Annotated in this window: 20 protein-coding genes and 2 pseudogenes; 14 read left to right on the forward strand and 8 right to left on the reverse strand. The window is 67.1% G+C overall.

Features of this window, described 5'->3' with window-relative positions; translation table 11 throughout:
• Nucleotides 1–3: 3 nt before the first annotated feature.
• Nucleotides 4–441, forward strand: coding sequence for an SUF system Fe-S cluster assembly protein (locus HLH48_RS14470; protein WP_373320285.1), 438 nt, complete (start codon nucleotides 4–6; stop codon nucleotides 439–441).
• 46 nt (nucleotides 442–487) lie between these two features.
• Nucleotides 488–871, forward strand: a complete 384-nt coding sequence (locus HLH48_RS14475; RefSeq protein WP_182998197.1) for a HesB/IscA family protein — start codon at nucleotides 488–490, stop codon at nucleotides 869–871.
• Between the two features lie 7 nt (nucleotides 872–878).
• Here HLH48_RS14475 and HLH48_RS14480 read toward each other — a convergent pair whose 3' ends face one another.
• Nucleotides 879–1,682 carry a helix-turn-helix domain-containing protein gene (locus HLH48_RS14480; RefSeq protein WP_182998198.1) on the reverse strand — a complete coding sequence of 268 codons (804 nt, stop codon included), beginning with the start codon at nucleotides 1,680–1,682 and terminating at the stop codon, nucleotides 879–881.
• Between the two features lie 48 nt (nucleotides 1,683–1,730).
• On the opposite strand from HLH48_RS14480, the gene HLH48_RS14485 reads away from it, so the two are divergent.
• Nucleotides 1,731–2,162 carry an SRPBCC domain-containing protein gene (locus HLH48_RS14485; protein WP_182998199.1) on the forward strand — a complete coding sequence of 144 codons (432 nt, stop codon included), beginning with the start codon at nucleotides 1,731–1,733 and terminating at the stop codon, nucleotides 2,160–2,162.
• A 193-nt stretch (nucleotides 2,163–2,355) separates the two neighbouring features.
• Here the strand turns inward: HLH48_RS14485 and HLH48_RS23795 are convergent.
• Nucleotides 2,356–2,805 (reverse strand): annotated as a pseudogene (locus tag HLH48_RS23795) (ROK family protein); the annotation flags it as partial.
• Nucleotides 2,806–2,821: 16 nt separating this feature from the next.
• Nucleotides 2,822–3,115: pseudogene (locus HLH48_RS23800) on the reverse strand (hypothetical protein); the annotation flags it as partial.
• Between the two features lie 132 nt (nucleotides 3,116–3,247).
• Here HLH48_RS23800 and HLH48_RS14500 point away from each other — a divergent pair.
• From HLH48_RS14500 to HLH48_RS14515, 4 genes are all read left to right on the forward strand, one after another.
• Complete coding sequence (locus HLH48_RS14500) at nucleotides 3,248–4,387, forward strand: ROK family transcriptional regulator (RefSeq protein WP_182998202.1); 1,140 nt, start codon at nucleotides 3,248–3,250, stop codon at nucleotides 4,385–4,387.
• A gap of 232 nt (nucleotides 4,388–4,619) precedes the next feature.
• Entirely contained in the window at nucleotides 4,620–5,960 is a 1,341-nt protein-coding gene (gene gluP / locus HLH48_RS14505; protein ID WP_456305412.1) for a glucose/galactose MFS transporter, read from the forward strand.
• Complete coding sequence (nagB, locus tag HLH48_RS14510; RefSeq protein WP_182998203.1) at nucleotides 5,957–6,754, forward strand: glucosamine-6-phosphate deaminase; 798 nt, start codon at nucleotides 5,957–5,959, stop codon at nucleotides 6,752–6,754. Before gluP ends, nagB begins: the two co-directional genes overlap by 4 nt.
• A gap of 71 nt (nucleotides 6,755–6,825) precedes the next feature.
• A complete protein-coding gene (locus tag HLH48_RS14515; RefSeq protein WP_246387350.1) occupies nucleotides 6,826–9,015 on the forward strand; it encodes a beta-N-acetylhexosaminidase in 2,190 nt (729 codons plus the stop codon).
• A gap of 37 nt (nucleotides 9,016–9,052) precedes the next feature.
• On the opposite strand, the gene HLH48_RS14520 is transcribed toward HLH48_RS14515, so the two are convergent.
• On the reverse strand, nucleotides 9,053–9,724 hold the full coding sequence (locus HLH48_RS14520; RefSeq protein WP_182998205.1) for a glutathione S-transferase: 672 nt from the start codon (nucleotides 9,722–9,724) through the stop codon (nucleotides 9,053–9,055).
• Between the two features lie 92 nt (nucleotides 9,725–9,816).
• The gene (locus tag HLH48_RS14525; RefSeq protein WP_182998206.1) at nucleotides 9,817–10,542 is read right to left on the reverse strand and encodes a hypothetical protein; all 726 of its coding nucleotides are present in this window, start codon (nucleotides 10,540–10,542) and stop codon (nucleotides 9,817–9,819) included.
• A 408-nt stretch (nucleotides 10,543–10,950) separates the two neighbouring features.
• Between HLH48_RS14525 and HLH48_RS14530 the strand changes: the two genes are divergently transcribed.
• From HLH48_RS14530 to HLH48_RS14550, 5 genes are all read left to right on the forward strand, one after another.
• Nucleotides 10,951–11,472 (forward strand): sigma-70 family RNA polymerase sigma factor, encoded by a 522-nt coding sequence (locus tag HLH48_RS14530; RefSeq protein WP_182998207.1) that lies wholly within the window; start codon nucleotides 10,951–10,953, stop codon nucleotides 11,470–11,472.
• A gap of 33 nt (nucleotides 11,473–11,505) precedes the next feature.
• Complete coding sequence (locus tag HLH48_RS14535; protein ID WP_182998208.1) at nucleotides 11,506–12,372, forward strand: FecR domain-containing protein; 867 nt, start codon at nucleotides 11,506–11,508, stop codon at nucleotides 12,370–12,372.
• A gap of 105 nt (nucleotides 12,373–12,477) precedes the next feature.
• A complete protein-coding gene (locus HLH48_RS14540) occupies nucleotides 12,478–14,952 on the forward strand; it encodes a TonB-dependent receptor plug domain-containing protein (RefSeq protein WP_182998209.1) in 2,475 nt (824 codons plus the stop codon).
• Nucleotides 14,870–15,841 carry a TonB-dependent receptor domain-containing protein gene (locus HLH48_RS14545; protein WP_182998210.1) on the forward strand — a complete coding sequence of 324 codons (972 nt, stop codon included), beginning with the start codon at nucleotides 14,870–14,872 and terminating at the stop codon, nucleotides 15,839–15,841. The genes HLH48_RS14540 and HLH48_RS14545 overlap by 83 nt, the downstream gene beginning before the upstream one ends.
• Before the next feature lie 130 nt (nucleotides 15,842–15,971).
• Nucleotides 15,972–18,035 carry a M13 family metallopeptidase gene (locus tag HLH48_RS14550; protein ID WP_246387360.1) on the forward strand — a complete coding sequence of 688 codons (2,064 nt, stop codon included), beginning with the start codon at nucleotides 15,972–15,974 and terminating at the stop codon, nucleotides 18,033–18,035.
• 148 nt (nucleotides 18,036–18,183) lie between these two features.
• On the opposite strand, the gene HLH48_RS14555 is transcribed toward HLH48_RS14550, so the two are convergent.
• Nucleotides 18,184–19,464, reverse strand: a complete 1,281-nt coding sequence (locus tag HLH48_RS14555; RefSeq protein WP_182998212.1) for a class I SAM-dependent RNA methyltransferase — start codon at nucleotides 19,462–19,464, stop codon at nucleotides 18,184–18,186.
• Nucleotides 19,465–19,519: 55 nt separating this feature from the next.
• Nucleotides 19,520–21,154 (reverse strand): DEAD/DEAH box helicase, encoded by a 1,635-nt coding sequence (locus HLH48_RS14560; RefSeq protein WP_182998213.1) that lies wholly within the window; start codon nucleotides 21,152–21,154, stop codon nucleotides 19,520–19,522.
• A 253-nt stretch (nucleotides 21,155–21,407) separates the two neighbouring features.
• Between HLH48_RS14560 and HLH48_RS14565 the strand changes: the two genes are divergently transcribed.
• Nucleotides 21,408–23,240, forward strand: a complete 1,833-nt coding sequence (locus HLH48_RS14565; RefSeq protein ID WP_182998214.1) for a glycoside hydrolase family 15 protein — start codon at nucleotides 21,408–21,410, stop codon at nucleotides 23,238–23,240.
• Nucleotides 23,241–23,273: 33 nt separating this feature from the next.
• Here the strand turns inward: HLH48_RS14565 and HLH48_RS14570 are convergent, their stop codons facing one another.
• A complete protein-coding gene (locus tag HLH48_RS14570; protein WP_182998215.1) occupies nucleotides 23,274–23,726 on the reverse strand; it encodes a CopD family protein in 453 nt (150 codons plus the stop codon).
• Between the two features lie 123 nt (nucleotides 23,727–23,849).
• Here HLH48_RS14570 and HLH48_RS14575 point away from each other — a divergent pair.
• Nucleotides 23,850–24,651, forward strand: an 802-nt coding sequence (locus tag HLH48_RS14575; protein ID WP_182998216.1) for an NAD(P)H-hydrate epimerase, incomplete at its 3' end; no start/stop codon positions are given.

Below are 24,651 nucleotides of genomic sequence, written 5' to 3' on the forward strand. Positions count from 1 at the left end.
AGGATGGCCGCGATGGGTGAAACCGGAAGCGGGGTGGACGGGCAGGGGTTCTCCTTCGACGCGCCGCCGGCGGGCGACAGCCCCGTGGTGGCGGGCTGGACGCCGGACGGCGCGCCGGCGGCGGAGGCTGCGGCCTCGGTGCCCGACGAGGAGGCGGTGATCGCGGCGATCGCCACGGTCTTCGATCCGGAAATTCCGGTGAATATCTATGAGCTGGGCCTGATCTATGCCATCGACCTGCATCGCGACGGCGCGGTGCGCGTTGAAATGACGCTGACCGCGCCCAATTGTCCCAGCGCGCAGGAATTGCCGGCCCAGGTGCAGGAAGCGGTTCGCACCGTTCCCGGCGTGACCGATGCGACGGTCGAGATCGTCTGGGACCCGCCATGGGACATGTCGCGCATGAGCGACGATGCCCGCCTGAGCCTGAACATGTTCTGATATGTCGCGGCGGGCCAGCGTGCCTGCCGGGATCGGGAGATTGCCAATGACTCTTTCCAGCAACGCGACGGCCGCCGCGCCCCCCGCCGCCCGGCGCGCCCTGCCGCCCCTGATGGCGCTGTCCGACCGGGCGGCCGAGCGGCTGCGGGTGTTGTATGCGACCGCCCATGAAGGGCAGTTGCTGCGGATCGCGATTTCGACCAAGGGCTGTTCGGGCCATGCCTATGACATGAGCTTCGTCGAGGCGGCCGGGCCGGGGGACGAGGTCGTGACCGACAAGGGCGTGACCGTGCTGGTCGACCGCAAGGCGACCCTGTTTTTGATCGGCACGACGATGGATTACGAGGTCAAGCAGCTCGAGAGCGGCTTCACCTTCAATAATCCGAACGAAAAGGGCCGCTGCGGCTGCGGCGAGAGCTTTCACGTCTGACGCCACATCATGGGGCGTTTCGCGCCCGCTCCTGGATCTGGCGAGGCGAGAGACCGACGACGGATTTGAAGTCGCGCGCGAAATGGGCCTGATCGCAATAGCCGAGTTCCGCCGCGACGGAGGCGATCGTGCCCGTTTCCCGCGCCAGGCACTCCGCCGCTTCCTGGAGCCGGAAGCGTCGCAGCACCCATTTGGGGCTGACGCCCAGATAGTCGCGGAAAAGCCGTTGGAGCGTGCGCTCGGTCCATCCCGATGTCCGCACCAGATCGGCCACCGTGCGTATTTCCGGATTCGCGCGGACATGTTCGACCAGATCGCGGATGGGGAGAGCGTGCCGGTCGCCGGTCCTGGCGACCAGGCGCAGGGCCATTTCCGCCAGGCGCGTTTTTTCCGGCATCGCCGGGGCGTGAAGAAGTTGGACGACGAGCGCGCGGTCCCAGACGGCAAGGTCGAGCGGCACGGTCCTGTCCGTCAACCGGCAGGCGGGTGCCCTGTCGCATTGTCGGAACATGGCGGGACGGAACTTGATTCCGAAGACCGTTCCCTCGCCTTCAAGTCGCCGGGTGAATTTTTTCCGTACGATTCCCACGATTTCGGCGCGCCGGTCCTCGAACACCAGATGGACGGAGGGATAGGACAGCACTTCCGACGTCTGCGCCCGTTCGGTCGCCCATTGCACCCACCAGAAATGTTCGATCATGGGGGAGAGGTCGTCCGGCGGCGGAATGCGGCCGGTCCTGACGCCGGCGGGCAGGGACAGGACGGCGCGATCCAGCGCGCGGGGCGGTTCTGTCGGGTTTTTACAAGCCATGGTTCGGCGCTGAACCTAATCTTGCGTTTCGTCCATGAGGATAGAGCGATGTATGAAGGATCCGCCAGTATTTCGATCAATGCATCCCGGGCCGAGGTCTGGGATGCATTGACCAGTCCGCCCCTGATCGAACGTTATTTTTTCGGGACGAAGCTGACGACGGATTGGCAGGTCGGCGCGCCGACGATCTTTTGCGGCGTGTATCAGGGCCAGAGCTATGAAGATCGCGGCACGGTGCTGGAATTCGAGCCCCGGAGCGGCCTGTCCTACAGTTATTGGTCGCGTTTTTCGGGTACCGAGGATCTGCCCGAGGCGCGCCTGATCATCCGGTATCGCCTGGACGAAGAGAATGGGCGGGTGACCGTCACGATGACCACGGCCAATTGCGCGACCGCGGAGCAGGCGGACCACGCCGCGCGGAACTGGGAGATTGTCCTGCGCGGTTTGAAAACGCTGGTGGAAGGCGGAGGGGAAGGCTGACCCGGCCAGTCAGTCCTCTGCGCGGATATCCGGCCCCAGGCAGGCGGCGCCGAGCAGGCCGGCATCCTTGCCCAGCGCGGCGCGCCTGAGAAGGGGGCCGGTGGTGGCGGTGAGGATGCGGGCGCGCACCGGCGTGGTCCAGCGCGTCGACCAGGGCCTGGACGTTGCCCAGGCCGCCGGCGACGGGGACGATGGTGCTGCCGGTGACATTGATCACATGGGCGAGCCCGGCCCCCATGTAGCACAGCCAGATATCCAGCGTCCTTCCGGCCTGGCGGTCGCCGGACTGCCAGGATTGGAGGATCGCGCGGCTGGTGAGCGGACTGCCTCCCGCCCAGAGATGCAGCCGTTCGAGGGCGCGGGCGCCCGCGATCGTGTCGAGGCAGCCCGACAGGCCGCAGCCGCAACGAAAGAATGGAACCTGTGCCGCGATCGCCGCCGCGTCTTCGCCATGCGGGGCAGGGGGGAGGATGACGAGCGGGGCGTGGCCCCATTCGCCCGTCACGCCGCCCAGGCCGGGCACGATCCGGCCGCCGAGCACGAAACCCCCGCCGATCCCGGTGCCGAGGATGATGCCGAAGACGTTGCGGTGGCCCCCTAGCGACGCCGAAATGGACCTCGGCCAGCGCGAAGCAGTCGGCATCGTTGGCGATGCGGACGATGCGCCCGGTTTCGCCGCGCAGGCGGGCCGCGAGCGGCAGGGTTTGCAGGCAGGGAATGTTTGCCGCCCGGATGATGCCGGTATCGGGACATTCCACCCCCGCGATGGCGATGTGGAGCGGCATGTCGGGCCAGGGCGCGCAGAGCGCCGCCAGGGCGCCGATAAAGGCCGGGGTATCATCCACCGGAGTCGGGACGGCGCGGCGGTGATCGGTCCGGCCATCGGGGTGGACCATCGCGAAATCGATGAACGATCCGCCGATATCTGCGCAAAGAATCATGAAAGGATTCATACTCCGGATTGGCCGGCGGATGGGGGCATCCTGATTTTCCGGTCTTTTTTTGTAAACAGACAATTCATTGTTCCGTCAACATAGTTCATAATATAAACTATAGAGCGGTGCGGTCTCCGAGGATCTCTCATCATGCTTTCCACCGGACATTATCTGATTCTGAGCAGCCTGAGCCGCAATGGACCGGAGAGCCGGAGCGAACTCGCCTTGCGGCTGGGCATGAGCAAGGCGGCCGTTTCGGGCCTGGTGCGCGACCTGCTGAAACAGGACATCCTGTGCGAGCAGGCGCCGGTACATGGCAGCGGACGGCCCTCGGTGCCGCTGGCGGTGCGGGCCGAGGCCGCGTGGCTGATCGGCATCTCGTTGCAGGACGATCCGGCGATCGTGGTGCTGACCGACCTGCATGGCACCGTGCATGACCGCATGGAACTGCCGCGCCATGCCGACCTGGACACGTGCGTGGCCGCGCTGTGCGCGGCGATCGGGCAGTTGCGCGAGGGGTTGGGCACGGCCCGGGGCGATCTTTCCGGGGTGGGGGTCGCGCTGCCGGGTTTCGTCGCCAACGACCGCCAGACCTGTCTGGCCTGCACGGCGCTGGGCTGGCGCGATGTCGATATCGGCGGCCTGCTGTCGAAACGGACCGGGCTGCCCACCTGGATCGAGAACGATGCCAACGCCCTGATCCTGGGGGAGCAACTGTTCGGGACCTTGCGCAGCAGCCCGGATTTCAGCGTGATCTTCATCAGCCATGGCATCGGCTGCGCCACGATCGTCAATGGGCGGTTGCTGCGCGGATCTGCCGGGGGAGCGGGCGAGATGTCCCACGCGCCGATCGTGACGGACATGGCCCATGCCCTGCCGTGCCGCTGCGGCAATCGCGGTTGCCTGGAAACCGTGGCGTCGCTGCTGGCGATCGGCAATGCCGCGCGCCGGGCGGGGCTGCCCGCCGGGATCGGGGAGCTGGCGCGGCTGGCGGCCGCGGGGCAGCCGGAGGCGCTGTCGATCCTGCACCATGCCGGGGCCTCGATGGGGCTGGCCACCGCCCATCTGATCCAACTGGTCGATCCGAGCCATGTCGTGGTGATGCTGGACCCCCAGTTGCGTGACGGGATCTATGGCCATGCCCTGCAACGCGAGACCGAATCCCATATCCTGCGGCGCCCGGCGTCGCGCGGGATGATCCTCTTCCGGGATTTCGAGCCCGACAGTTTCGCCTCCGGCGCGGCGAGCCTGGCGGCGCGCTATTTCATCTTCGGCCCCGACGGCGTCTGACCGGCCTGGAAGTTTGTGTCATTTATGCAACATTCCGGGGAGGCGCGCGGTCAGGTCGCTTAATTTTCTGTTATAATTAAATGTCGGAGACTAAATTTCCATTACACATTAAAGGCCGGTTTGCGAGCGTGTTTGTGATCACCGCCAGCCGGGCCTGTGGAGTTGTCACCATGCGCGTCTCGTTCCGCCAGATTTCCTTCTCCTGCGTTGTACTGTCGGCCGGGCTCTGACCTTGCAGGAGAGATCCGATCCGTCGCGCCGGCCGGTGGCCGCGCCGGCCGGTTGTTGCGACAGATGGCCGTGGCTGGCCGGCCTGGCGACACGCAGCCCCGCCGGGGCGTACGGGTGGCGGCCGATCGTGGTCATGGCCACGCTGTTCTTCAGCATCGGCTTCGTGACCTGGCTGAACGGGCCGCTGATCATTTTCGTCCAGGTGGCCTTCGATCTGGATGACGTGTCGGCGTTTCTGGTGCCCGTGTGTTTCTACCTGGCCTATCTCATCTTTCCGTTGCCGGCGACGGTGCTGACGCGGCGGGTCGGGCTGCGGCGCGGCCTGTGGATCGCGCTGGTGGTGATGGCGGTGGGTACCGCGCTGTTCGGCGAGTGCGTCAATGCGCGATGGTATGTCGGCGCGCTGGGCGGATTGACCGTGATCGGCGCCGGGCTGTCGCTGTTGCAGATCACGATCAATCCGTATGTCAGCCTGCTGGGCGGGCATGACCGCGCCGCCCAGCGGATCGCGATCATGGGGGTTGCCAACAAGTTCGCCGGCATCGTCGCGCCGGCGCTGTTCGCCGTGATCGTCATGCCCAATGTGGGCGGCGTCGCGGCCGAGATCGGCCGCACGCCGCCCGGGCCGGCCCGCGAGGCGATGCTGGCGGGCTTTACCCATGCCGTGCATGCGCCCTATGCCGCCATGGCCGGGCTGCTGCTGCTGCTGGCGGTGCTGACCGTCCGGGCGCGGCTGCCCGACATTTCCGTCGGGACCGCCATCGGCGCGGGGGGCAAGGCGGGGAAAGCCAAGCCGGGATGGCTGCTGACCGGAGCGTTCGCCATGTTCCTCTATGTCGGGGTGGAGGTGATGGCGGGGGATGCCATCGGGCTGTATGGCCGGTCGTTCGGCCTGTCGCTGGACGTGACGAAATATCTGACGGCGTTGACGCTGGCCGCGATGATGGCGGGCTATCTGGCCGGGATGGTGCTGGTGCCGCGCGTCGTGGCGCAGGAGCGCTACATGCTGCTGTCCTGTGTCGCGGGGGTCGTGCTCTGCCTGGCGGCGATGGTCGCGCCCGGCATCGTTCCGGTCTTCTGCGTCGCGCTGCTGGGGTTTGCCAATGCGATGATCCTGCCGGCCCTCTTTCCCGTCGTGCTGAGGGAGGGCGGGCCCGACCAGGCCCGGATCACGTCGTTCCTGGTCATGGCTTTTTCCGGCGGGGCGGTATTGCCGCAGGTCTTCGTGCATCTGATCCCCATGCTGGGCACCACGCCGTCTTTCATGGTACTGGCCGTGCCGTCCTATCTTTTCATCGGGGGCTGGATCATGGCCCTGCGCGCGGGGGGCGGAATGCCATGAAGATCATCATCTGTCCCGATTCCGAGCGCGTGGCCGGGGTCGCCGCCCGGTTGCTGGCCGACCAGGTGCGCGCCAGGCCGGAGTCGGTCCTGGGGTTGGCGACGGGGCGGACGATGGAGGCGATCTATCGTCGGCTGGTCGGGACCGTTCGCGCGGAGGGGATCGATTTCAGCGCCGTCACCACGTTCAATCTGGACGAATATGTCGGGTTGCCGGGCGGGCACGCGCAATCCTATCGGCATTACATGGAGCGGCATCTGTTCGCGCATGTCGGTGTGGACCCGGGGCGGACCCATGTGCCCGACGGTGCCGCGCCGGATGCCGAGGCGCAGGCCGTGGCCTATGAGGCGCGGATCGGCCGGGCCGGGGGGATCGATCTGCAACTGCTGGGACTGGGCGAGAACGGGCATATCGGCTTCAACGAGCCGCTGTCGTCGCTGGCCAGCCGTACCCGCGTCGTGACCCTGGCGCGGGCGACGCTGGCGCAGAATGCCGGGATGTTCGGCGGGGACCCGTCGCACGTGCCGGCGCGGGCCATCACGATGGGAACCGGCACGATCCTGGAAGCGCGCAAGGCGCTGATGGTCGTGACCGGTGCCCGCAAGGCCGCGATCGCGGCGCGTGCCATCGAGGGGCCGGTCAGCGCCACGGTGCCGGGTTCGGCCCTGCAATATCATCGCGACTGCCTGGTCCTTCTCGACCCGGCGGCGGCAGCGGCGCTGACGCAGCGGGACGCGATCGAATGGCAGATGCGCCACGACGCCGAGCTGGCGGCGATTCAGGCGGGCGGGTGATCGCGCGGCCCGGAGCGGATCGCGCCGTGGGCCGCCACGGCTTGTGGTGAATGGTCCTGGAGAGAATAAGTATGATGTTTTCGACCGCGCGCGCGGCCTTTGTCGGGTCGTCGCTGCTTGCCGCGACGGCGACCCTGTCGGCCTGTGCGACGCATTCGGGTGGACAGGTGGCGGTGCGGGAGACCATGGCGCGCGCGTCTGGTCCCGCGCTGATGCCGCTGCCTTCTTCGGTGGCGTTCTCCGATGGTGCCCTGCCGTTGTCCGGGGGCTTCGCCGTGTCGTGGAGCCGTCCGCCGTCCGCGATGCTCCGGGCGGCGGCGGCGCGTTTCCTGCGTCGTGCCGACGCGCTGGCCGGGCGGGTGCTGCCCGCCGCCGATCGCCCCGCCGGTCCGGGGGGCGTGCCCGTCATGCTCCGTATCGAGGCCGGGCAGGATGCGGGATGGCTGACCGTGCGGGCGAAGGAGGATTACCGGCTCGTCGTCGGCCCCGATGGGGTCACGCTGACGGCGGACGGGCCCGACGGGGTGATCCACGGGCTGGCGACCCTCGCGCAACTGATCGGCCGGGACGAAAACGGTGCGAAGATCGGTTTCGCGACCATTGCCGATCATCCCCGGTTCGCCTGGCGTGGGATCATGATCGATACCTCGCGCCATTTCGTGGCGGTCGAGACCATCGAGCGCCAGCTCGACGCGATGGAAATGCTGAAGCTCGACGTGCTGCACCTGCATCTGAGCGACGGCACCGGATTCCGGGTGGAGAGCCATGTGCTGCCGGAACTGACCGCGAAGGGATCGCACGGCCAGTATTATACTCAGGCCCAGATCCGCGATCTGGTCGCCTATGCGGCGGATCGCGGCATCCGGGTGGTGCCGGAATTCGACGTGCCGGGCCATGCGCTGGCGCTGCTGCTGGCGCACCCCGAACTGGCGGCGACCAGCCCGGTCGATCCGGAGCCGAAGAACAAGAATACGGCCGCGCTCGATCCGACCCTGCCGGCGACGCTGCGGCTTGTGCGGCGGCTTTACGGCGAAATGGGCCGGCTGTTCCCCGATGCCTATTTCCATTCCGGGGGCGACGAGGTCGAGCCCGACGAATGGCTGAAGAATCCGAAGATCGCGGCCTGGATGAAGGCGCATGGCTACGCGACGCCGCAGGCGTTGCAGGCGGCCTTTACCGCCGAGGTGCAGACGGTCCTGGCCAGCCAGGGCAAGATCATGGTCGGGTGGGACGAGGTCAGCGAGGCGCCGATTCCGGCGGATGTGGTGGTCGATGTATGGCGCAGCTCGAAATTCATCGCCTCGGCGACGGCAGGCCGTCACCCTGTCATCGTGTCCGCCGGCTATTACCTCGATCTGCTTCAGCCGGCTGGGCAGCATTATCTGGTCGATCCTTACGATCCGGCCGCGAATGGCATTACCCGCGCGCAGGCCGACAGGTTGCTGAAGAAGGGCGGACGTCCGGACCTGGTGGCCGCCTTCGTGAAGGAACCCGCGCCGCCGCCGCTGACGGCGCGGCAGAAGGCCCTCGTCCTGGGCGGCGAGGCGCCGCTGTGGGCGGAACTGGTGACCGACGAGATGCTCGATGGCCGTATCTGGCCGCGCGCGGCCGCGATCGCCGAGCGCTTCTGGTCGGCCGCCGACGTGCGGGATGTCGACGACATGTATCGCCGGCTGGCGGTGGTGAATGCCGGGCTGCAGATCACGGGATTGCAGGGCGAGGCGAACAGGTGGCGCATGGCGGCCCGGCTTTCGCCGGGATCGGTCGATCCTGTGCTGGTTCTGGCCAGTGCCACGGTGCCGCTGCGCAACTACAACATGAACCGTTATGTCGGGCGTCATGGCCACAGGCTGGACGAGATCGGGGAAATCGCCACGCCCGACCCGGTGGCGGCGACGCGGTTTTCGATGCTGGTCGGCCGCTATGTGGCGGGGGACCGCGGCGTGGCGCCGGCCCTGCGGCGGCAGCTTGTGGCCTGGCGCGACAATGACGCGGCCTTTGCCGCGGTGGCGCGGGTCCGGGGCCTGTCCGAGGCGCTGGTGACGTCCCGCCATCTTGCGGTCATTGCCGGGGCGGGGCTGAAGGCGCTGGATGGCGAGCGGACGCTCCCGGCGCCGGACAGGGCGATTCTCGACCAGGAAGATGCGGTCATCAGCCGTTCGTCCGATGTTTCCGGCTCTTCCGGCGGGGGCGTGAGCCTGCCGGCCGCCGGGCTGATGATCGCCATCGAGCCGGCCGTGAGGAAGCTTCTTGGCCTGTGAGGGGCGAGGGGGGCGGATTTCGGCCCGTTCCCGTGGCTCACATGCCCGAATAGGCATAGGGGCCGCCTCGTTCCAGGGCCCGGCGCCATGCCGGGCGTGCGTGGATGCGCCGCAGGAAGGACGCGACATGGGGGCTGTGCGCGATGCCGCCCATGCGCGAGCAGGCGGCTTCCAGCGGAAAGCTCATCTGGATATCCGCCGCCGTGACGTCGTCGCCGGCGAACCAGCCGGTTTGCGCCAAGGACTGCTCCCAGAACGCGACGTGACGTTTGATCTCCGGGTCCAGAAACCGGGCCCGCACGCCTTGCGCGATCAGCGAGGCGAATGGCCGGAGCGGGAGCGGTACCTGCGATGGCAGCAGGCCGAAGATCAGTTTCATTACCAGCGGCGGCATGGCCGACCCTTCCGCGTAATGCAGCCAGTAGACGAAGCTGCGATAATCGGGTGTGCCCGCGGGCGGGCGCAGGCGGCCATCGCCATGTTCGTCGAGAAGATACGCGATGATGGCCCCGCTTTCCGCGAGCGTGACATCGCCTTCCGTGATGATCGGCGACTTGCCGAGCGGATGGATCTTCCGCAGTTCGGGGGGTGCCCGCATCGTCCGGGGGTCGCGTTTGTAGAATCGGATCTCGTACGGCACGCCGAGTTCCTCAAGCAGCCAGAGTATGCGTTGCGAGCGGGAATTTTCGAGATGATGCACGATAATCATGAGACGACGCTCCGTGTCGCGGGCTCATGATAACGTCGAACGGGATGGTTGCGTTTGGCGGAAAAGATCCCGCCGCAGCCGCATGATATTCTTCAGTCCGTTCGTTTCCAGCGATTGAGCGGGATCGGAAAAATCATCGTTATGCCGGAGATCGGCTTCGTACTGGCGAAGACGGCGGCCGCCGGGTAGGTGCGCGGCTGGAGCGCGAAATCGTACGGTGCGGGACTCCGGTTCCGGACGAGGCTGAATGTCCGGCCGTCTTCGGTCACGGAAAGTTCCGACCCGGCGGGCAGGGTGAGGATGACGGTCTTCGTGTCGGGTAGAAAGGCCGACATGAGGAAACCGGCTTGGCGATGGATCTGGCGATCGAGCGTTGCCATCCAGCCGACCGCGTCCCCGGCCGTGAAGCGGCTTGCCGGCGGGTGGTCCAGACCGACCGTCGCCCGGAACCCGATGTCCTGACCCCGGGCCAGGGTCGCCACGACGTCCGGGTTCTCGGCCCGCAAGACCGGATCGGTGGGGAGAACGATTTCATCGCCGCCGGCGGGGAACAGCGAGATCGGGCCGCGCTTCGCGGCGAGGACGATGTTCGCGTCCTCGGGCGGACGGTCGCCCGGCTCCAGCATGGCGTGGACATGGAGCTGAAGGCCGGTCGGCCGGCCGTCGCGCAGGCGGATGGCATCGGCCGTCGCCGCCATCCGGCGCAGGGTCGAGACCGTGACGCGCGGCGCCGCGCCGCGAATGGTGATGTCCTCGGCCCCCGCCGGCGGGGCGGCGAGCAGGCAGGCGGCCACGACCGCCAGTAACCCCAGGCGCATGGTTCGATCCCCGGGCGTGATGCGAATCGGCGTTGCACGCGATGGCCGTGCAGCCGGTCGTCGGATGATCCTCCTTTTTCTCTTGCATCCTGTCGGGTGTCTGTAAACGGATTTTCATGCCGGGCGGCGGCGGGGTGTTCGCGAGGACACATTCCAGAAAAAAGCGGATGGTCGGCCGGGCATGTCCCTTGCCTATTGCAGCTTCGTTATGATTGTCAGGGGAGGGCGATACGGCCGCGGTGGCGCTACGACGAGCGATATCAAGATCGTGTGAGAAAAGTTATCCTTGAAAAAAGTTCATATATCGGACAGATTCGATAATTACACGATTTTCTTTGGTGTTTATGCGTGCGGGATGCGATGCGATCCGGTGCCCGACGCGTCCGGTTGGGCTGTGTGAAACCAGAAATGAGCAAACACCCCCTGACGCAGTCACGTCTTGCAGACCCGCTGGCGGGGTTGTTCCAGTCGCATTTCGGCTGGCTGGCGGGGCGCATGGCGCGCCAGCTTGGTTCGCGCAGCAAGGGGGAGGAGGTCGCCTCGGAGGTGTTTGCCCGCCTTGCCGCGTCCCGGCAGGTGGAAAGCCTGCGTGAGCCGCGTGCCTTTCTGCTGGTCGTGGCGCGGCGCCTGATTTCCGAACTGAGGAGGCGCAGCCTGCTGGAGGCGAGTTATCTGGACGCGCTGCGGACCGTTTCGGCGGAGACGGCGCCGAGCCCCGAGGAGCATAACGCGTTCCTGCAACTGCTCCAGCGCATGGATCATGCGCTGGGCGGCGTGTCGCCCAAGGCGCGCGCGGCATTTTTCTTCTACCGGATCGACCATCTGCGCCACCAGGACATCGCCGAGCGGCTCGACGTATCGGTCAGCATGGTACGGAAATATATCGATACCGCCGAGCGTGCCTGCGCCGGCGTGCTGGATCGGCCTTGAGTTCCTGAATTCCTGCTCGTAATAGAAGGCATCATGGCTTCCGATCCAATACGGTCCACGGACGCGCCGCAGGGCGGAAACGGGCAGCCCGACGCCGTGGACATGCAGCTTGCGCGGCTGAGCGCGGTGCTGGGAGGCCAGTCTCTGGGCGACCTCTATCTGCGCCGGGTGAAACGGCGCGCGCTGCTGCGGCGGGGGCTGGGCGCGGTGGCCGGCGCGACGTGCGTCGCGGGCGTGCTGGCCGGGCCGGACCTGCTGTCGGGCGACGGGCGCGCCGATATCCGCACCCGTCATGGCGAGACGCAGCAACTGGCCCTGGGCGCGCGATCCACCGCGACGCTTGCGCCGTGCAGCGCCATCGCATTCGCCCCCGGCGGGGGGCGGGGCGCGTTCACGCTCCTACAGGGAACGGTTCTCGTGGAAAGCCGCCCCGACGCGGCGTTGCCGTTTATCCAGGTTGCCACCCGCGCGGGCGCGGTGCGTGCGCCGACCGGCGATTTCATGGTCCGCCGCGATGGCGGCCGGACCGTCGTGACCGCCCATGACGACATGCTGACCATTCTGCCCGCGCGTGGGCCGCGCCTGACCCTGGCGGCCGGTCATGCCGTGGATCTGGAGCCGGATGGGCCCGGCGAACGGGCCATCGACTGGGGGCTTGCGACCTCCTGGCGCAATGGCATGCTGATCGTGGAAGACGGGACGCTTGGCGATGTGGTCACGGGGCTGGCGCCCTACTGGCAGGGGGCGCTCTACATCACCCCGCGCGCGGCCAGCATCCGGGCGAGCGGCGTATTCTCGCTGAACGATGCCGGCCGTTCGCTCGTGCAGATCGAGGAGATCTTTCCGGTCTCCGTCCGGCATCTGCCCTTCGGGGTCGTGACGATCAATTCGGTGTCGTGACGACACGCGTGTAAAAAAAGTTTCTCAGTCGGTATCACTTTGGCCGGCTCGATCCTCATCCCTTGTGACGGCCATACCGTAACGGTCCGTAACGATGAGGAAGAAATGAAGAGAAACCAGCGGCGATTCGGCATATCCACCTTTTTTCTGCTCGCGGGCTCGTGCCTTGCGGGCGTCTCGTCAGTCCGGGCCGCCGATGTCTCCATCAGTCAGGCGAAATCCTTCACCTTCGCCCTGCCGCCCGCGCCGCTGGCACGAACCCTGCTGCGCATATCGGCCCAGACGGGGACCCCCATCGCGTTTTCGCCCGATCAGGTGGCGGGGCGGCAGGCGGTTGCGGTCAGCGGCCGGATGACCGAGGCGGCGGCGGTCGGCCAGGCCCTGCGCGGGACGGCGCTGAGCGCGGTCGCGACGCCTTCCGGCGGGCTGAAGATCGTCACGACCGCGCCGCGCGCGCCGGCGGCCACCCCCGCACCGCAAGGGAGCGCCGTCAGGGCGACGGATGCCGCCGTCCTTGCCGCTCCGGCCCGGGTGGATGCGACGTCCAACGCGGAAGATATCGTCGTGACGGGGTCGCGCCTCGCGCATTCCGCACTGACCGACATCATGCCGACCACGACGCTGGATGCCGCGCAACTGGCGCGGCGCGGCTATACCAATGTCGGCACCGCGCTGCTGCGTGAAAATCCGGCCTATGGCCTGCCGGACAATTCGAACATGGGAGCCCAAGGCTCTTATGGCGCGGGACAGTTCTTCGCCAACATGTTCAATCTCGGCTCGCAGCGCACGCTGACGCTGGTGAACGGCACGCGCTTCGTCTCCGACGCCTCGTCCTCGATCTTCGGCGCGGTCGCGGGGTCGCCGGTCGATCTGTCCATCATTCCCTCGTCGCTGATCAAGAAGGTCGAGACCGTGAGCGTCGGCGGCGCGCCGGCCTATGGGTCTGACGCGATCGCCGGCGTGCAGAACTTCATCCTCAAGAATGATTTCCAGGGCGTGGAGTTTACGGCCCAGGGTGGATTTTCCCAGAAACTGGACGACGGGTCGGCCAGGATCGCGCTTCTGGCCGGCCGGCATTTCGACCATGACCGGGGCGGTGTCGTCTTCGACGTGGAATATAACAACCAGCTTCCGCTGACCCGCGCGGCACGGCCGCAATTCGGCGGTGGAGACAGCAATTATTTCGGGCAGAGCAACAATCCGAACAGCCCGTACCAATATGTGCTGCAACATGGGCAGCGCTATCTGGAATTTACCAATACGGGCATTCCCGTCACCTCCGATACCTATCCCACGCTTTCGGGCCAGAATTTGGGGGGGGTGACGAACGCCGCGGGACAGACGCTGATCTTCAACCCCACGGGCAGCGCGCTGGTGCCGCTGACCTTCAATTCGGTCAACGGCGACCAGATTTCGGGCTCCGGCGGGAATGGCTTCAATATCGGCAACTACGATAACCTGATCGTCGGCCAGACGCGGCTGAACCTGACCACGCTCGCCCATTACGACATCACCGAGCATCTGAAGGCGAAGTTCGAAGGCTGGTACCAGGATGCGAGCGCCTTCAATACGTCCGCCCAGCCCAACTACAATACCGCCCTGTTCGCGAGTGCGATGACGGGCGCCGCCGACGGGACGCAGAGCGGCAACCTGGTGCTGAGCACCAACAATCCCTTCCTGACGCAGGCGGAACGCTCCACCATCGTCTCGAACCTTGCCGCCCAGGGACTGCCGACCGACCAGTTCTATCTGGCGCGCGCCAATACCGACTATGGGACCGGCGCCTTTACCACGAACACGCAGACATTCCGTTTCGTCGGTGGCTTGAACGGGGATTTCGAATTCGCCGGCCGTCATTTCGACTGGGACATCACCGGCACCTATGGGCGCTCGATGTCGCAGACCTATCAGCCCATGATCGTGGCGCAGAACTTCGTCAACGCGCTGAATGCCGTGACGCTGCCCAACGGGCAGATCGGCTGCGCGCCGGGCTATGTCAGCTCACCGCTGCCGACCGAGAACGCGACCTGCGCGGCGCTCAATCCGTTCGGCGTGGGCACGGCGACCCAGTCGGCGATCGATTATGTGACCGCCATGAGCAAGACCTCGCAGACCAACAGCCAGTTCGACATCGTGGCCGAAGTGAAAAGCACCGTCGTCAAGCTGCCGGCGGGCGACGTGCGCTGGGACCTGGGCTACGAGCACCGGCGCGAGGCCACGAACTTCAATCCGGGGGCCTTCTTCCGCGGGGAGGCGATGCCGGACGGCACCTATCAGCAATATGGCGCATATATTCCGGTCTCGCCGGTCGCGGGCAGCTATCATACGCATGAGGCCTTCGCGGAACTGGAGGTTCCGCTGGTTTCGCCGAAGATGCATGTGCCCGGCGTCTATGAATTCTCGGGCGATGCGGCGGCGCGCTACGTCAACAATTCCATAACCGGAGGCTTCTGGACCTGGACCGCCGGGGGGGACCTATGCGCCGACGCGCGACGTTGTGTTCCACGGCAATTATACCCGCTCGCTCCGCGCGCCGTCGATCACGGAACTGTTCGCGCCCGATGGCTCGGTCTACGATAGCGGGAACGATCCGTGCTCGCCCCAGTTCATCACGTCCGGGCCGAATCCGGGTGTCCGGCGCGCGAATTGCGCCAGGGCGGGCGTGCCGACCAACTTCACGTCGAACATCAACAATTATACCGTGCTCGGCAGTTCGGGCGGCAACCGCCATCTGCAAAACGAAACGGCGGACAGCTTTACCGGCGGCGTGACCCTGCGGCCGCGCTGGGTGCGTGGGTTGACCATCAATTCCGATTTCATCGACATCAATCTGCACAACGAGATCCAGTCGCTCGATATCACCCAGATCATGGATGCGTGCTACGATTCGCCGAACTTTCCGAACGCCTACTGCTCGGCCTTTACGCGGGATTCGTCCGGACAGATTACGAATTTCAAGGAAGGATACTACAATATCGCGAACCAGCATGTGCGCGGCGTGCAGTCCAAGCTGGATTACTTCCTGACGCTGGACGATATCGGGCTGGGTCCGAAATCGGGCGCGGTCGAGATGACCGTCAATTACATGCATTACGTCTTCAACAACCAGACGCTGCTGAGCCAGACCTATGCGCAGGTCGGCGATACGCGCAACCCGCGCGACAGCTTCACGACCAATATCAATTATTTCCGCGGCCCGCTCATGCTGCAATGGCAGATGATCTATTACGGCAAGAGCCACTACAAGCTGAACGTGGCCCCCAACACCTATTCGATCAACAACTTCAAGCAATATTTCATGTTCAACACGACCATCGGCTATACGTTCCTCAAGCATTATGTGGCAAACGTGAATATCAACAACGTGTTCGACGCCAAGCCGCAATATCCCTATACCGGTTCGAGCACGCGCTATTTCGACGGTATCATCGGGCGTTCGTTCACCCTGTCGGTCCAGGCGAACTTCTGAGCGTGGGCATTCGGGTCTCGTACCGGAACGGCCGCTTCATACAATGCGGCGCGCGGTGGCGCGCCGGGAGGACATCGATTTGAGTCTTGCGAAAAATGGCCGCGTCGCGAAGCGTCGCGGCGGAATCGCGATGCTGCTGGGCACGGCCTGCCTGGCCGGGACGTTGGGTGCCGGCAGTGCCGTGGCCGCCACCATGGCGGTGCCCGCTACGCCTGGCGCGGCGGCCGCGCCCCACGGGGCCTGGGGGTTCGACCTGTCGGGGCGCAATCTTTCGGTGAAGCCGGGCGATGATTTCTTCGGCTATGCCAACGGCACCTATGTCGACCATCTGGTCATTCCGCCGGACCGGACGAGCTGGGGGCCGTTCAACGAGCTTGCCGAGCTGTCGCGTACGCGGGTGCAGGCGATCCTGAACGACGTGGCGTCGCAGGCGCAGGCGGACCCGACGACGATCGAAGGCAAGCTCGGGACGTTCTATGCCGCGTTCATGGACGAGGCGGCCGTCGAGGCGTCGGGCACGGCGCCGTTGGCGGCCGACCTGGCCGCGATCCGGGCGGTGCATGATGCCGCGTCCTTCGCCGCCGTTGCCGGGGCGGCGCAGGAGACGTTCCAGGCGTCGCCGTTCTCGCTCATGATCCAGCCCGATGCGAAGGACCCCACGCGCTATTCGCTGGACCTGGACCAGGCGGGGCTGGGGATGCCGGACCGGGATTATTACGCCAAACCCTCCTTTGCCGCGAAGAAGACCGCGTATCAGGCCTATGTCGAGACGATGCTCGGGCTGATCGGGTGGCCGGACGCGAAGCGGGCGGCGTCCGACATCGTCGCGCTGGAAACGGCGATCGCGAAGGTCCATTGGGCGCGCGACGAGATGCGCGATCCGGAAAAGAGCTACAATCCCCGCACCGTCGCGCAGCTTGGGAAGGAGGCGCCCGGTTTCGACTGGACGCGCTGGCTACAGGCGGCGGGCGTTCCGGCGACGGGCCTTGCGCAGCGTATCGTGATCGCCGGCGAACCCAGTGCGATCGCGGGAGAGGCGAAGATCCTCGGCGCGACGGATATCGCGACGCTACGCGCGTGGCTGGCCTTCCATCTGGCGGATAACGCGGCGCCCGACCTGTCGAAAGCGTTCGTCGATGCGTGGTTCGCGTTCAACGGCAAGACGCTGTCCGGCCAGCCGCAACTGCCGGTGCGCTGGAAGCGCGCGGTGGGGGCGACGAGTTCCGCGATGGGGTGGGCGATCGGCCGGGTGTATGTCGCGCGCTATTTCCCGCCGGACAGCAAGGTGCAGATGGGGCATCTGACGGACGAGTTGAAGGCGGCCTTCCGAGTCCGGCTCCAGCATAATGGCTGGATGGAGCCGGCGACCCGTGCCGCCGCGTTGCGCAAGCTGGAGAGCTTCACCGTCCAGATCGGCTATCCCACCAAGTGGCGCGACTATGGCGCGCTGACGATCCACAAGGGTGACGTGTATGGCAATGCCAGCCGCGCGATGGCCTTCGAATGGCGATACTGGCTGGCGCATCTGGACAAGCCGGTCGATCGCGACGAATGGGACATGACCCCGCAGACCGTGAATGCCTACAATATGCCGGTGTTCGATGAGGTCGTGTTTCCGGCCGCGATCCTTCAGCCGCCTTTCTTCAACCCCAAGGCGGACCCGGCGATCAATTACGGCGCGATCGGCGGTGTGATCGGTCATGAGATGACCCATTCCTTCGACGACCAGGGGCGCAAGTTCGACGAGCATGGACGGCTGCGCGACTGGTGGACCAAGGCGGACGCGGCGCGGTTCCAGAAACTTGCCGACCGGCTGGGGGCGCAGTTCGACGCGTTCGCGGTTCTGCCGGGCGTGCATGTGAACGGCAAGCTGACGATGGGCGAGAACATCGCCGATCTCGGCGGGCTGACGCTGGCGCTGGATGCCTACCATGCCTCGCTGCATGGCAAGCCGGCGCCGGTGATCGACGGGCTGACGGGCGACCAGCGGGTGTTCCTGGGCTGGGCGCAGGTGTGGCGCGAGAAGGTGCGCGACGACGCCATGCGCCAGCAGATCGTGGTCGACCCGCATTCGCCGCCGGTCGCGCGCGTCAACATGCCGATGCATAATATCGACGCATGGTATGACGCGTGGGGTGTCGTTGCGGGCCAGACGCTTTATCTGAAGCCGGCGGACCGGGTGAAGATCTGGTGATGGCCGTCACGGCCGTCAGGCCGGCCGTGTAGCGTATTGCCGCCCGTCCGAACGACCGTGTTCGGACGGGTTCCGCGCCGCCGGGGCTTTGACCCGATACCGGACCCAGGCCGCTTTATGCCGGGACCGATCCGCATGGCGGCGCGGATCACCGTATCCGGCGGCGAGGCGCGGGTGGGGCGCTGAAGACGCAGACGGCCTCGACCTCCGCCGACCACAGGAACTGGTCGATGACCGTCACGCCGTCCAGTTGGTATCCCGCCGTCTTCAGTCCCGCGGCGTCGCGGGTCAGGGCCTGGGGGTTGCAACTGACATAGATGACCCGTTCGGGCCGGCCTTCGACGATCTGCGCCATCTGGGCGCCGGCCCCCATGTACGGGGGGTCGAGGACGACGGCGCGGGCGTCGGCGATCTGGCGGGCCATGATCGGCTGGCGGTTCAGGTCGCGCTGCTCGGCGACGATTCGGGTCTTGCTGGTCGCGCGGCGCAGGGCGGCGACGGCGTCGGGCTGGCCTTCGAAGGCCAGGAGCCGGGCTTTTTCGCCCAGGGCGAAGGACAGGGTTCCGCAGCCGGCATAGAGTTCGATGATCGTGTCGCGGCGGACCAGCTTGCGCGGCACCGCCGCCAGCACCGCCGCGATGATCGCGGCTTCGCCTTCGCGGCTGGGTTGCAGGAAGGCGCCGGGCGGCGGCGCGACGGCGGTGCCCGAGAACAGGTGATGGACCGGGCCGGTCTGGGCGGCGGTTTCCGGCGCGTCGGTGGTGCCGACGGGGCGCCAGGCGATGCGGGGAATGTGGTGCGCGCGGGCGAATGCGGCCAGCTTGGCGCGATCGCTCGGCTCCAGCGGCCCGTCGGTGGCCAGCAGCAGGTCGGGGCCCGAATCGAGCAGGTTGATCAGCACGTCGCCGTTCTGCCGCAATGCGCCCAGCGACCGCGCCACGTCACGCAGCGCGGGGAGCAGGGCGAACAGCGCGGGGGCCAGGACCGGGCAGGTCGTCAGGTCGACCACCGCGCCGCGGCGGGCGTGCAGCCCGATCGCCACGCCGTCGGGCCGGCGGCGAATCGCCAGGTCGACACGCCTGCGCGAGGCTGGCGGGCTTTGGACGCGCCCGATGACGGTGGGATCGACGAAGCCGGCACGCTCCAGGGCGTGGACGACCGTTCCGGCCTTCCAGTCCAGCGCGGCGGGCAGCGCGAGGTGCTGGACGGCGCAGCCGCCGCATTCCCCGAACAGGGGGCAGGGAGGTTGCGTCCGGTCCGGGCTGGGCCGCAAGACCGACAGCAGGGCGGCGGCGTGGCCATTCGGGGGGGCGATGCGGACCCGTTCGCACGGCAGGGCGCCGGGGACGAAGAGAAGCGCGCCGTCGGGCAGGCGGGCCAGGCCATCCCCGTCCACGCCGAGCGCGCTGATATCGATATCGGTGGTCATTGGTTTTCTATCCAGCTTGTCCTGGCCGGTTCGCGCCGGCCAGGACGCCCGGGATTCAGGCCAGTTCGTCGACGGTGTGCGTGCTTTCGTCGTCGGCCGAAGGCGCGATCGCGACGTGCCGGCGGGGCAGCAGCATGAAGGCGGGGACGTCCGCGCCGAAGCCCGTGATCGGGGTGCCGTTCGCCTGCGTGGAGGTATCTTCCAGTTCACGCTCCCGATGATGCCGGGGCGGGGCGGGCTTGCGTGCGGATGGCGGCGGGGCAGCGGCGGCTTCCGGCACCGGCGTGGCTTCGACCGGCGTGGCGGCGGAGGGGCGGGCGGGCTTGCCGCCGCGATGCTCCGTCTTCTGGCCGCGTCCGCGACCCTTGCCGCCGCGGGGACGATCTTCCTCGGACCAGTCGAGCTGGGTCACGCCTTCGACCGCCAGGCGGGGGATCGGGTGACCGATCAGCGCCTCGATCGCCTCGGCCAGGCCCCGGTCGTGGGGCGAGGCCAGGCTGTAGGCGTGGCCGGTACGGCCGGCGCGACCGGTGCGGCCGATCCGGTGGACGTAATCCTCGGGATGGAACGGCAGGTCGAAATTGAAGACATGCGACAGGCCGCCGATATCGATGCCGCGCGCCGCCACGTCGGAGCAGACCAGAATCTTGAGGTCGCCGGCCTTGAAGCGTTCGAGCGTCGAGAAGCGGACCGATTGCGGCAGGTCGCCATGCAGGGCGCCGGCCGAGAAGCCGTGCTTGACCAGCGATTTGCACAGTACGTCGACATCGCGCTTGCGATTGCAGAAGACGATGGCGTTCTGCACCGCGTCGTCGCGCAGCATCTGGCGCAGCACGCGCCGCTTGTCGTCCTCATCGACCACCACCAGCCCGGCCTCGATGGTCGTGGCGACCGAGGAGGGGCGGCTGACGGTGATTTCCTGGGGGTTCTGCAAGAACATGTCCGCCAGGCGCCGGATTTCCGGCGCCATGGTGGCCGAGAAGAACAGAGTCTGCCGCTGGGGGGACAGCAGGCCGACGATCTTCTCGATATCGGGGATGAACCCCATGTCGAGCATGCGGTCGGCCTCGTCGATCACCAGAAGGCGGGTTTGCGTCAGCAGCAGGCCGCCACGCTCGAACAGATCGATCAGGCGGCCCGGCGTGGCGATCAGCACGTCTACGCCGCGATTCAGCACGTCCTTCTGCTCGGCCATGCTTTCGCCGCCGATCAGCAATGCGTGGTTCAGCTTGAGGTATTTGCCGTATTTGACGAAATTCTCGGCCACCTGCAACGCCAGTTCGCGCGTCGGCTCCAGGATCAGCGAGCGCGGCATGCGGGCCCGGGCCCGGGAGCCCGAGAGGATTTCGAGCATCGGCAGGGTGAAGCCCGCCGTCTTGCCGGTGCCGGTCTGCGCCACGCCCAGCACGTCGCGGCTCATCAGCACATAGGGAATCGCCTGGGCCTGGATCGGCGTGGGGTGACGATACCCGGCTTCGTCGATGGCGCGCTGGATCGGCTCGGACAGGCCCAGATCGGAAAAGAGCGGCTGCGGGGCAGCCTCAGCCGGCTCGGCCGGGAGATCCACGGCACCGGAAGCCGACGGCGCGCCAACCGGGGAACCGGCGTCCGTGTCAGGTGGAACGATGGAGACGGGATGGGCTGCGGCGTCAGGTTCGGCCGAAGCGGAGGCATTCGTCTTGGGGCTCAAAATTCTCTCGAACGTGTCAGTGGTGTGGTCCCGTCCATTCCGCCACGATGTGGTCCGGCAGGCATTTTCGGCCTGTTTTCCTGCGACGAAGCAGGGCCTTGCGAAAATGAAGGCGAATCCTCCGATTCCGCGTGACTGTCCGTATCGAGAAATGGGACGAAAATCAAGCGCGGTGCATCGGGGGGCAGGGTTGGTCCTGGCGCGTCGCGGGTCTTGAGTCCCATGTCGCTGGCGTCTTGTCTCTGGAGGATCCGTGGTCACAGTCACGCCGTTGAAAATCGAGGATTATGGCCTGATCGGCGATGGGCGGAGCTGCGCCCTGGTCGGGCGGAACGGGTCGATCGACTGGCTTTGCTGGCCGCGATTCGACAGTCCGGCCTGTTTCGCGTCCCTGCTGGGGGACGGGGAGAACGGGCACTGGCAATTGGCGCCGGACGAGGAGCGCGCGGGCGCGCCGATCACGGTGACGCGGTCGTACCGCAACCAGGGCATGGTGCTGGAAACGGTGTTCGAGACCCATACCGGCGTGGTCGCGGTCCTGGATTTCATGGCGGTCGGTGCCGCCGAGCCCACGCTGATCCGGATCGTCGAGGGGCGGCGGGGCGCGGTGCCGATCCTCAACTGGCTGGTGCTGCGCTTCGATTACGGGCTGTCGGTGCCCTGGGTGACGCGCCTGCCGGACAATATGGGGATCAGCGCCATCGCCGGGCCGTCGCGCTGCGTGCTGCGCTGCCCGGTCGCGCTGCATGGCGAGGATCGCCATACCGTGTCGCGCTTCATCGTCTCCGAGGGGGAGCAGGTGCCGTTCGTGCTGACCTATATGGATTCGCACGGCACGCTGTCGCAGCCCATCGATGCGCGGGCGGCCCTGCATCGGACCGAGCAATTCTGGGCGGACTGGATCGCGCGCTGCACCTATCAGGGCGAGCATGCCGCGATCGTGCGGCGGTCGCTGCTGACGCTCAAGGCGCTGATCTACCAGCCCACGGGGGGGATCGTGGCCGCGCCGACCACCTCGCTGCCCGAGGAGTTGGGGGGCGGGCGAAACTGGGATTATCGCTATTGTTGGCTGCGGGATGCCTCGCTGACGCTGATCGCGATCATGGCCGGCGGCTATTACGACGAGGCGATGGCGTGGCGGGACTGGCTACAGGCCGCCGTCGCCGGCAGCCCCGACCAGGTGCAGATCATGTACGGCATCGCCGGCGAGCGCCTGCTGAACGAGTGGGAGGCCGGGTGGCTGCCGGGTTATGAGGGCTCGCAGCCCGTACGGGTCGGCAATGCGGCGGCCGGGCAGCTTCAGCTTGATGTGTATGGCGAGGCGATCGCCGCGCTGCATGTCGCCCGGCAGACGCGCCTGTGCGCCATTACCGATGGCTGGCGGTTGCAGGTCGGGCTGTTGCAGCATCTGGCGACCATCTGGCGGGAGCCGGATGAGGGCATGTGGGAGGTGCGCGGCGGGCGGCGCCAGTTCACCGTCTCCAAGATCTCGTGCTGGCTGGCGTTCGACCGGGCGATTCGCGATGTCGAGAAATACGGGCTGGAGGCGCCGCTGGACGAATGGAAGGCCCTGCGGCAGGAAATCCATGACACGGTGTGCCGCGAGGCGTTCAACGCCGACAAGAACAGCTTCGTCCAGTATTTCGGCGGCACGGGGCTTGATGCTGGGCTGTTGCTGATCCCGGTCGTCGGTTTCCTGCCCGCCGAGGATCCGCGCGTTACCGGCACCATCGCGGCGGTCGAGCGCGAATTGCTGGACGAGCATGGATTTGTCCGCCGGTATCTGCCCGATCATGTCGTGGAAGGCGTGGCGGGGGGCGAGGGGTCGTTCATCGCCTGTTCGTTCTGGCTGGTGAACGCCTATGTCGCCCAGGGCCGGATGGAGGAGGCGCATGCCCTGTTCAACCGGCTGCTGGCGCTGTGCAGCGACCTGGGGCTGCTGGCCGAGGAATATGATGCCGGCACCGGCCGGCAGGTGGGGAATTTCCCGCAGGCGTTCTCGCACCTGTCGCTGATCAACTCGGCATCGATCCTGAGCGCCGGGCGGATCACCACCATGGGGGCGGCGCCGCTGCCGGTGCTGTAGCGTTCATGTGCTGTAGCGTTCGTGGCCCGCGGTCTACAGGCCGCGGGCCATGGCGGCGGAGAGAATCGTCAGGACGCCGAGGCCGATATTGATGGTGACCAGCGAACGGATGTTGTCGAACAGGGCGGGCTGGGGGCGGATGGCGCGGCGGGCCTTCTGGTACGGGCCGAAATAGATCCGCGCGAACAGGGCCGCCATGGCGAGGCCCAGCAATTGCATCGCGTTCACCTGCCATGGGATGGCGGCGAAACCGCCTTCGTGCAGGATCATCAGCCAGCCGGTGACCAGGACCGCGGGCATGGTGTGCCAGACGACACGAAAGAAGCGGGCCAGGGTTTGCAGATGGACCGACGCGCGCTGGGTCGCGTCCAGCAGCCCCAGGCTGGGGCGCAGGATGAACACCGCATAGATCATGCCGCCGACCCAGGCGGTCATGCCGAGCAGGTGGATCGCGAGCACGAGGCTCCAGAGGATCGAGGCGGTCATGTTCGGCTCCCGGCCAGGGTGAAGGAGGGCCCGCGTGACGTGGTGCGGGCGTCGATGGTATGCTTGATCGCCAATTCCGCCCCGGCGCGCAAGACGGTGGCCCCGGAACGAGGAGAGTGCCCGATGGGCCAGATCGCGACCGCGCTGCTGTTGCCGGATTCGGCGGAGATGGCGCTGATCGACAGGGCGGGCAGCCGCACGGTGCCGGTGCGCGCGTTGATGGAGCATGCCGGCCGGGCGGTGGCGCGGGCCGTCATCCGCCATGGCGCGCCCTGCCGGGTGCTGGTGCTGTGCGGGCCGGGCAATAATGGCGGGGATGGCTATGTCGCGGCGCGGCGCCTGGCGCAGGCCGGCTGGCCGGTTGCGGTGGCGGCGCTGTCGCCGCCCCGGCCGGGCAGCGACGCGGCGGCGGCGGCCGGGGAATGGCGCGGGCCGCGTGTGGCGTTTACCGCCGCGGAAGTGGCGCGGGCCGATCTGGTGATCGATGCGGTGTTCGGGGCCGGGTTGAGCCGCGCGATCGACGCCGCCCTGGCCGAGGTGCTGGTGGCGGCGCGGCGGGTGGTGGCGGTGGACATGCCCAGCGGCATCGACGGCGCGACCGGCCTGGTCCTGGGTTATGCGGCCTCGGCGGAGATGACCGTGACCTTCGTGCGGGCCAAGCCCGGCCACCTGCTGTTGCCAGGACGCGAGAAGGTGGGGCGGCTGGTGGTCGCCGATATCGGCATGCCGGAGACGGTGTGGGACGCGGTGACGGTCCGCACCTGGCGCAACGCCCCCGGGTTGTGGCAGGTGCCGGGCCAGGCGGTGGACAGTCACAAATACGCGCGCGGTGTGGTCAGCATCTGTGGTGGCGGCACGATGCCCGGCGCGGCGCGGCTGGCCGCCGGGGCGGCGGGCGCGGCCGGGGCGGGGCTGGTGCGGCTGG

It is taken from the genome of Gluconacetobacter sacchari, assembly GCF_014174255.1.
Lineage (GTDB): Bacteria > Pseudomonadota > Alphaproteobacteria > Acetobacterales > Acetobacteraceae > Gluconacetobacter > Gluconacetobacter sacchari.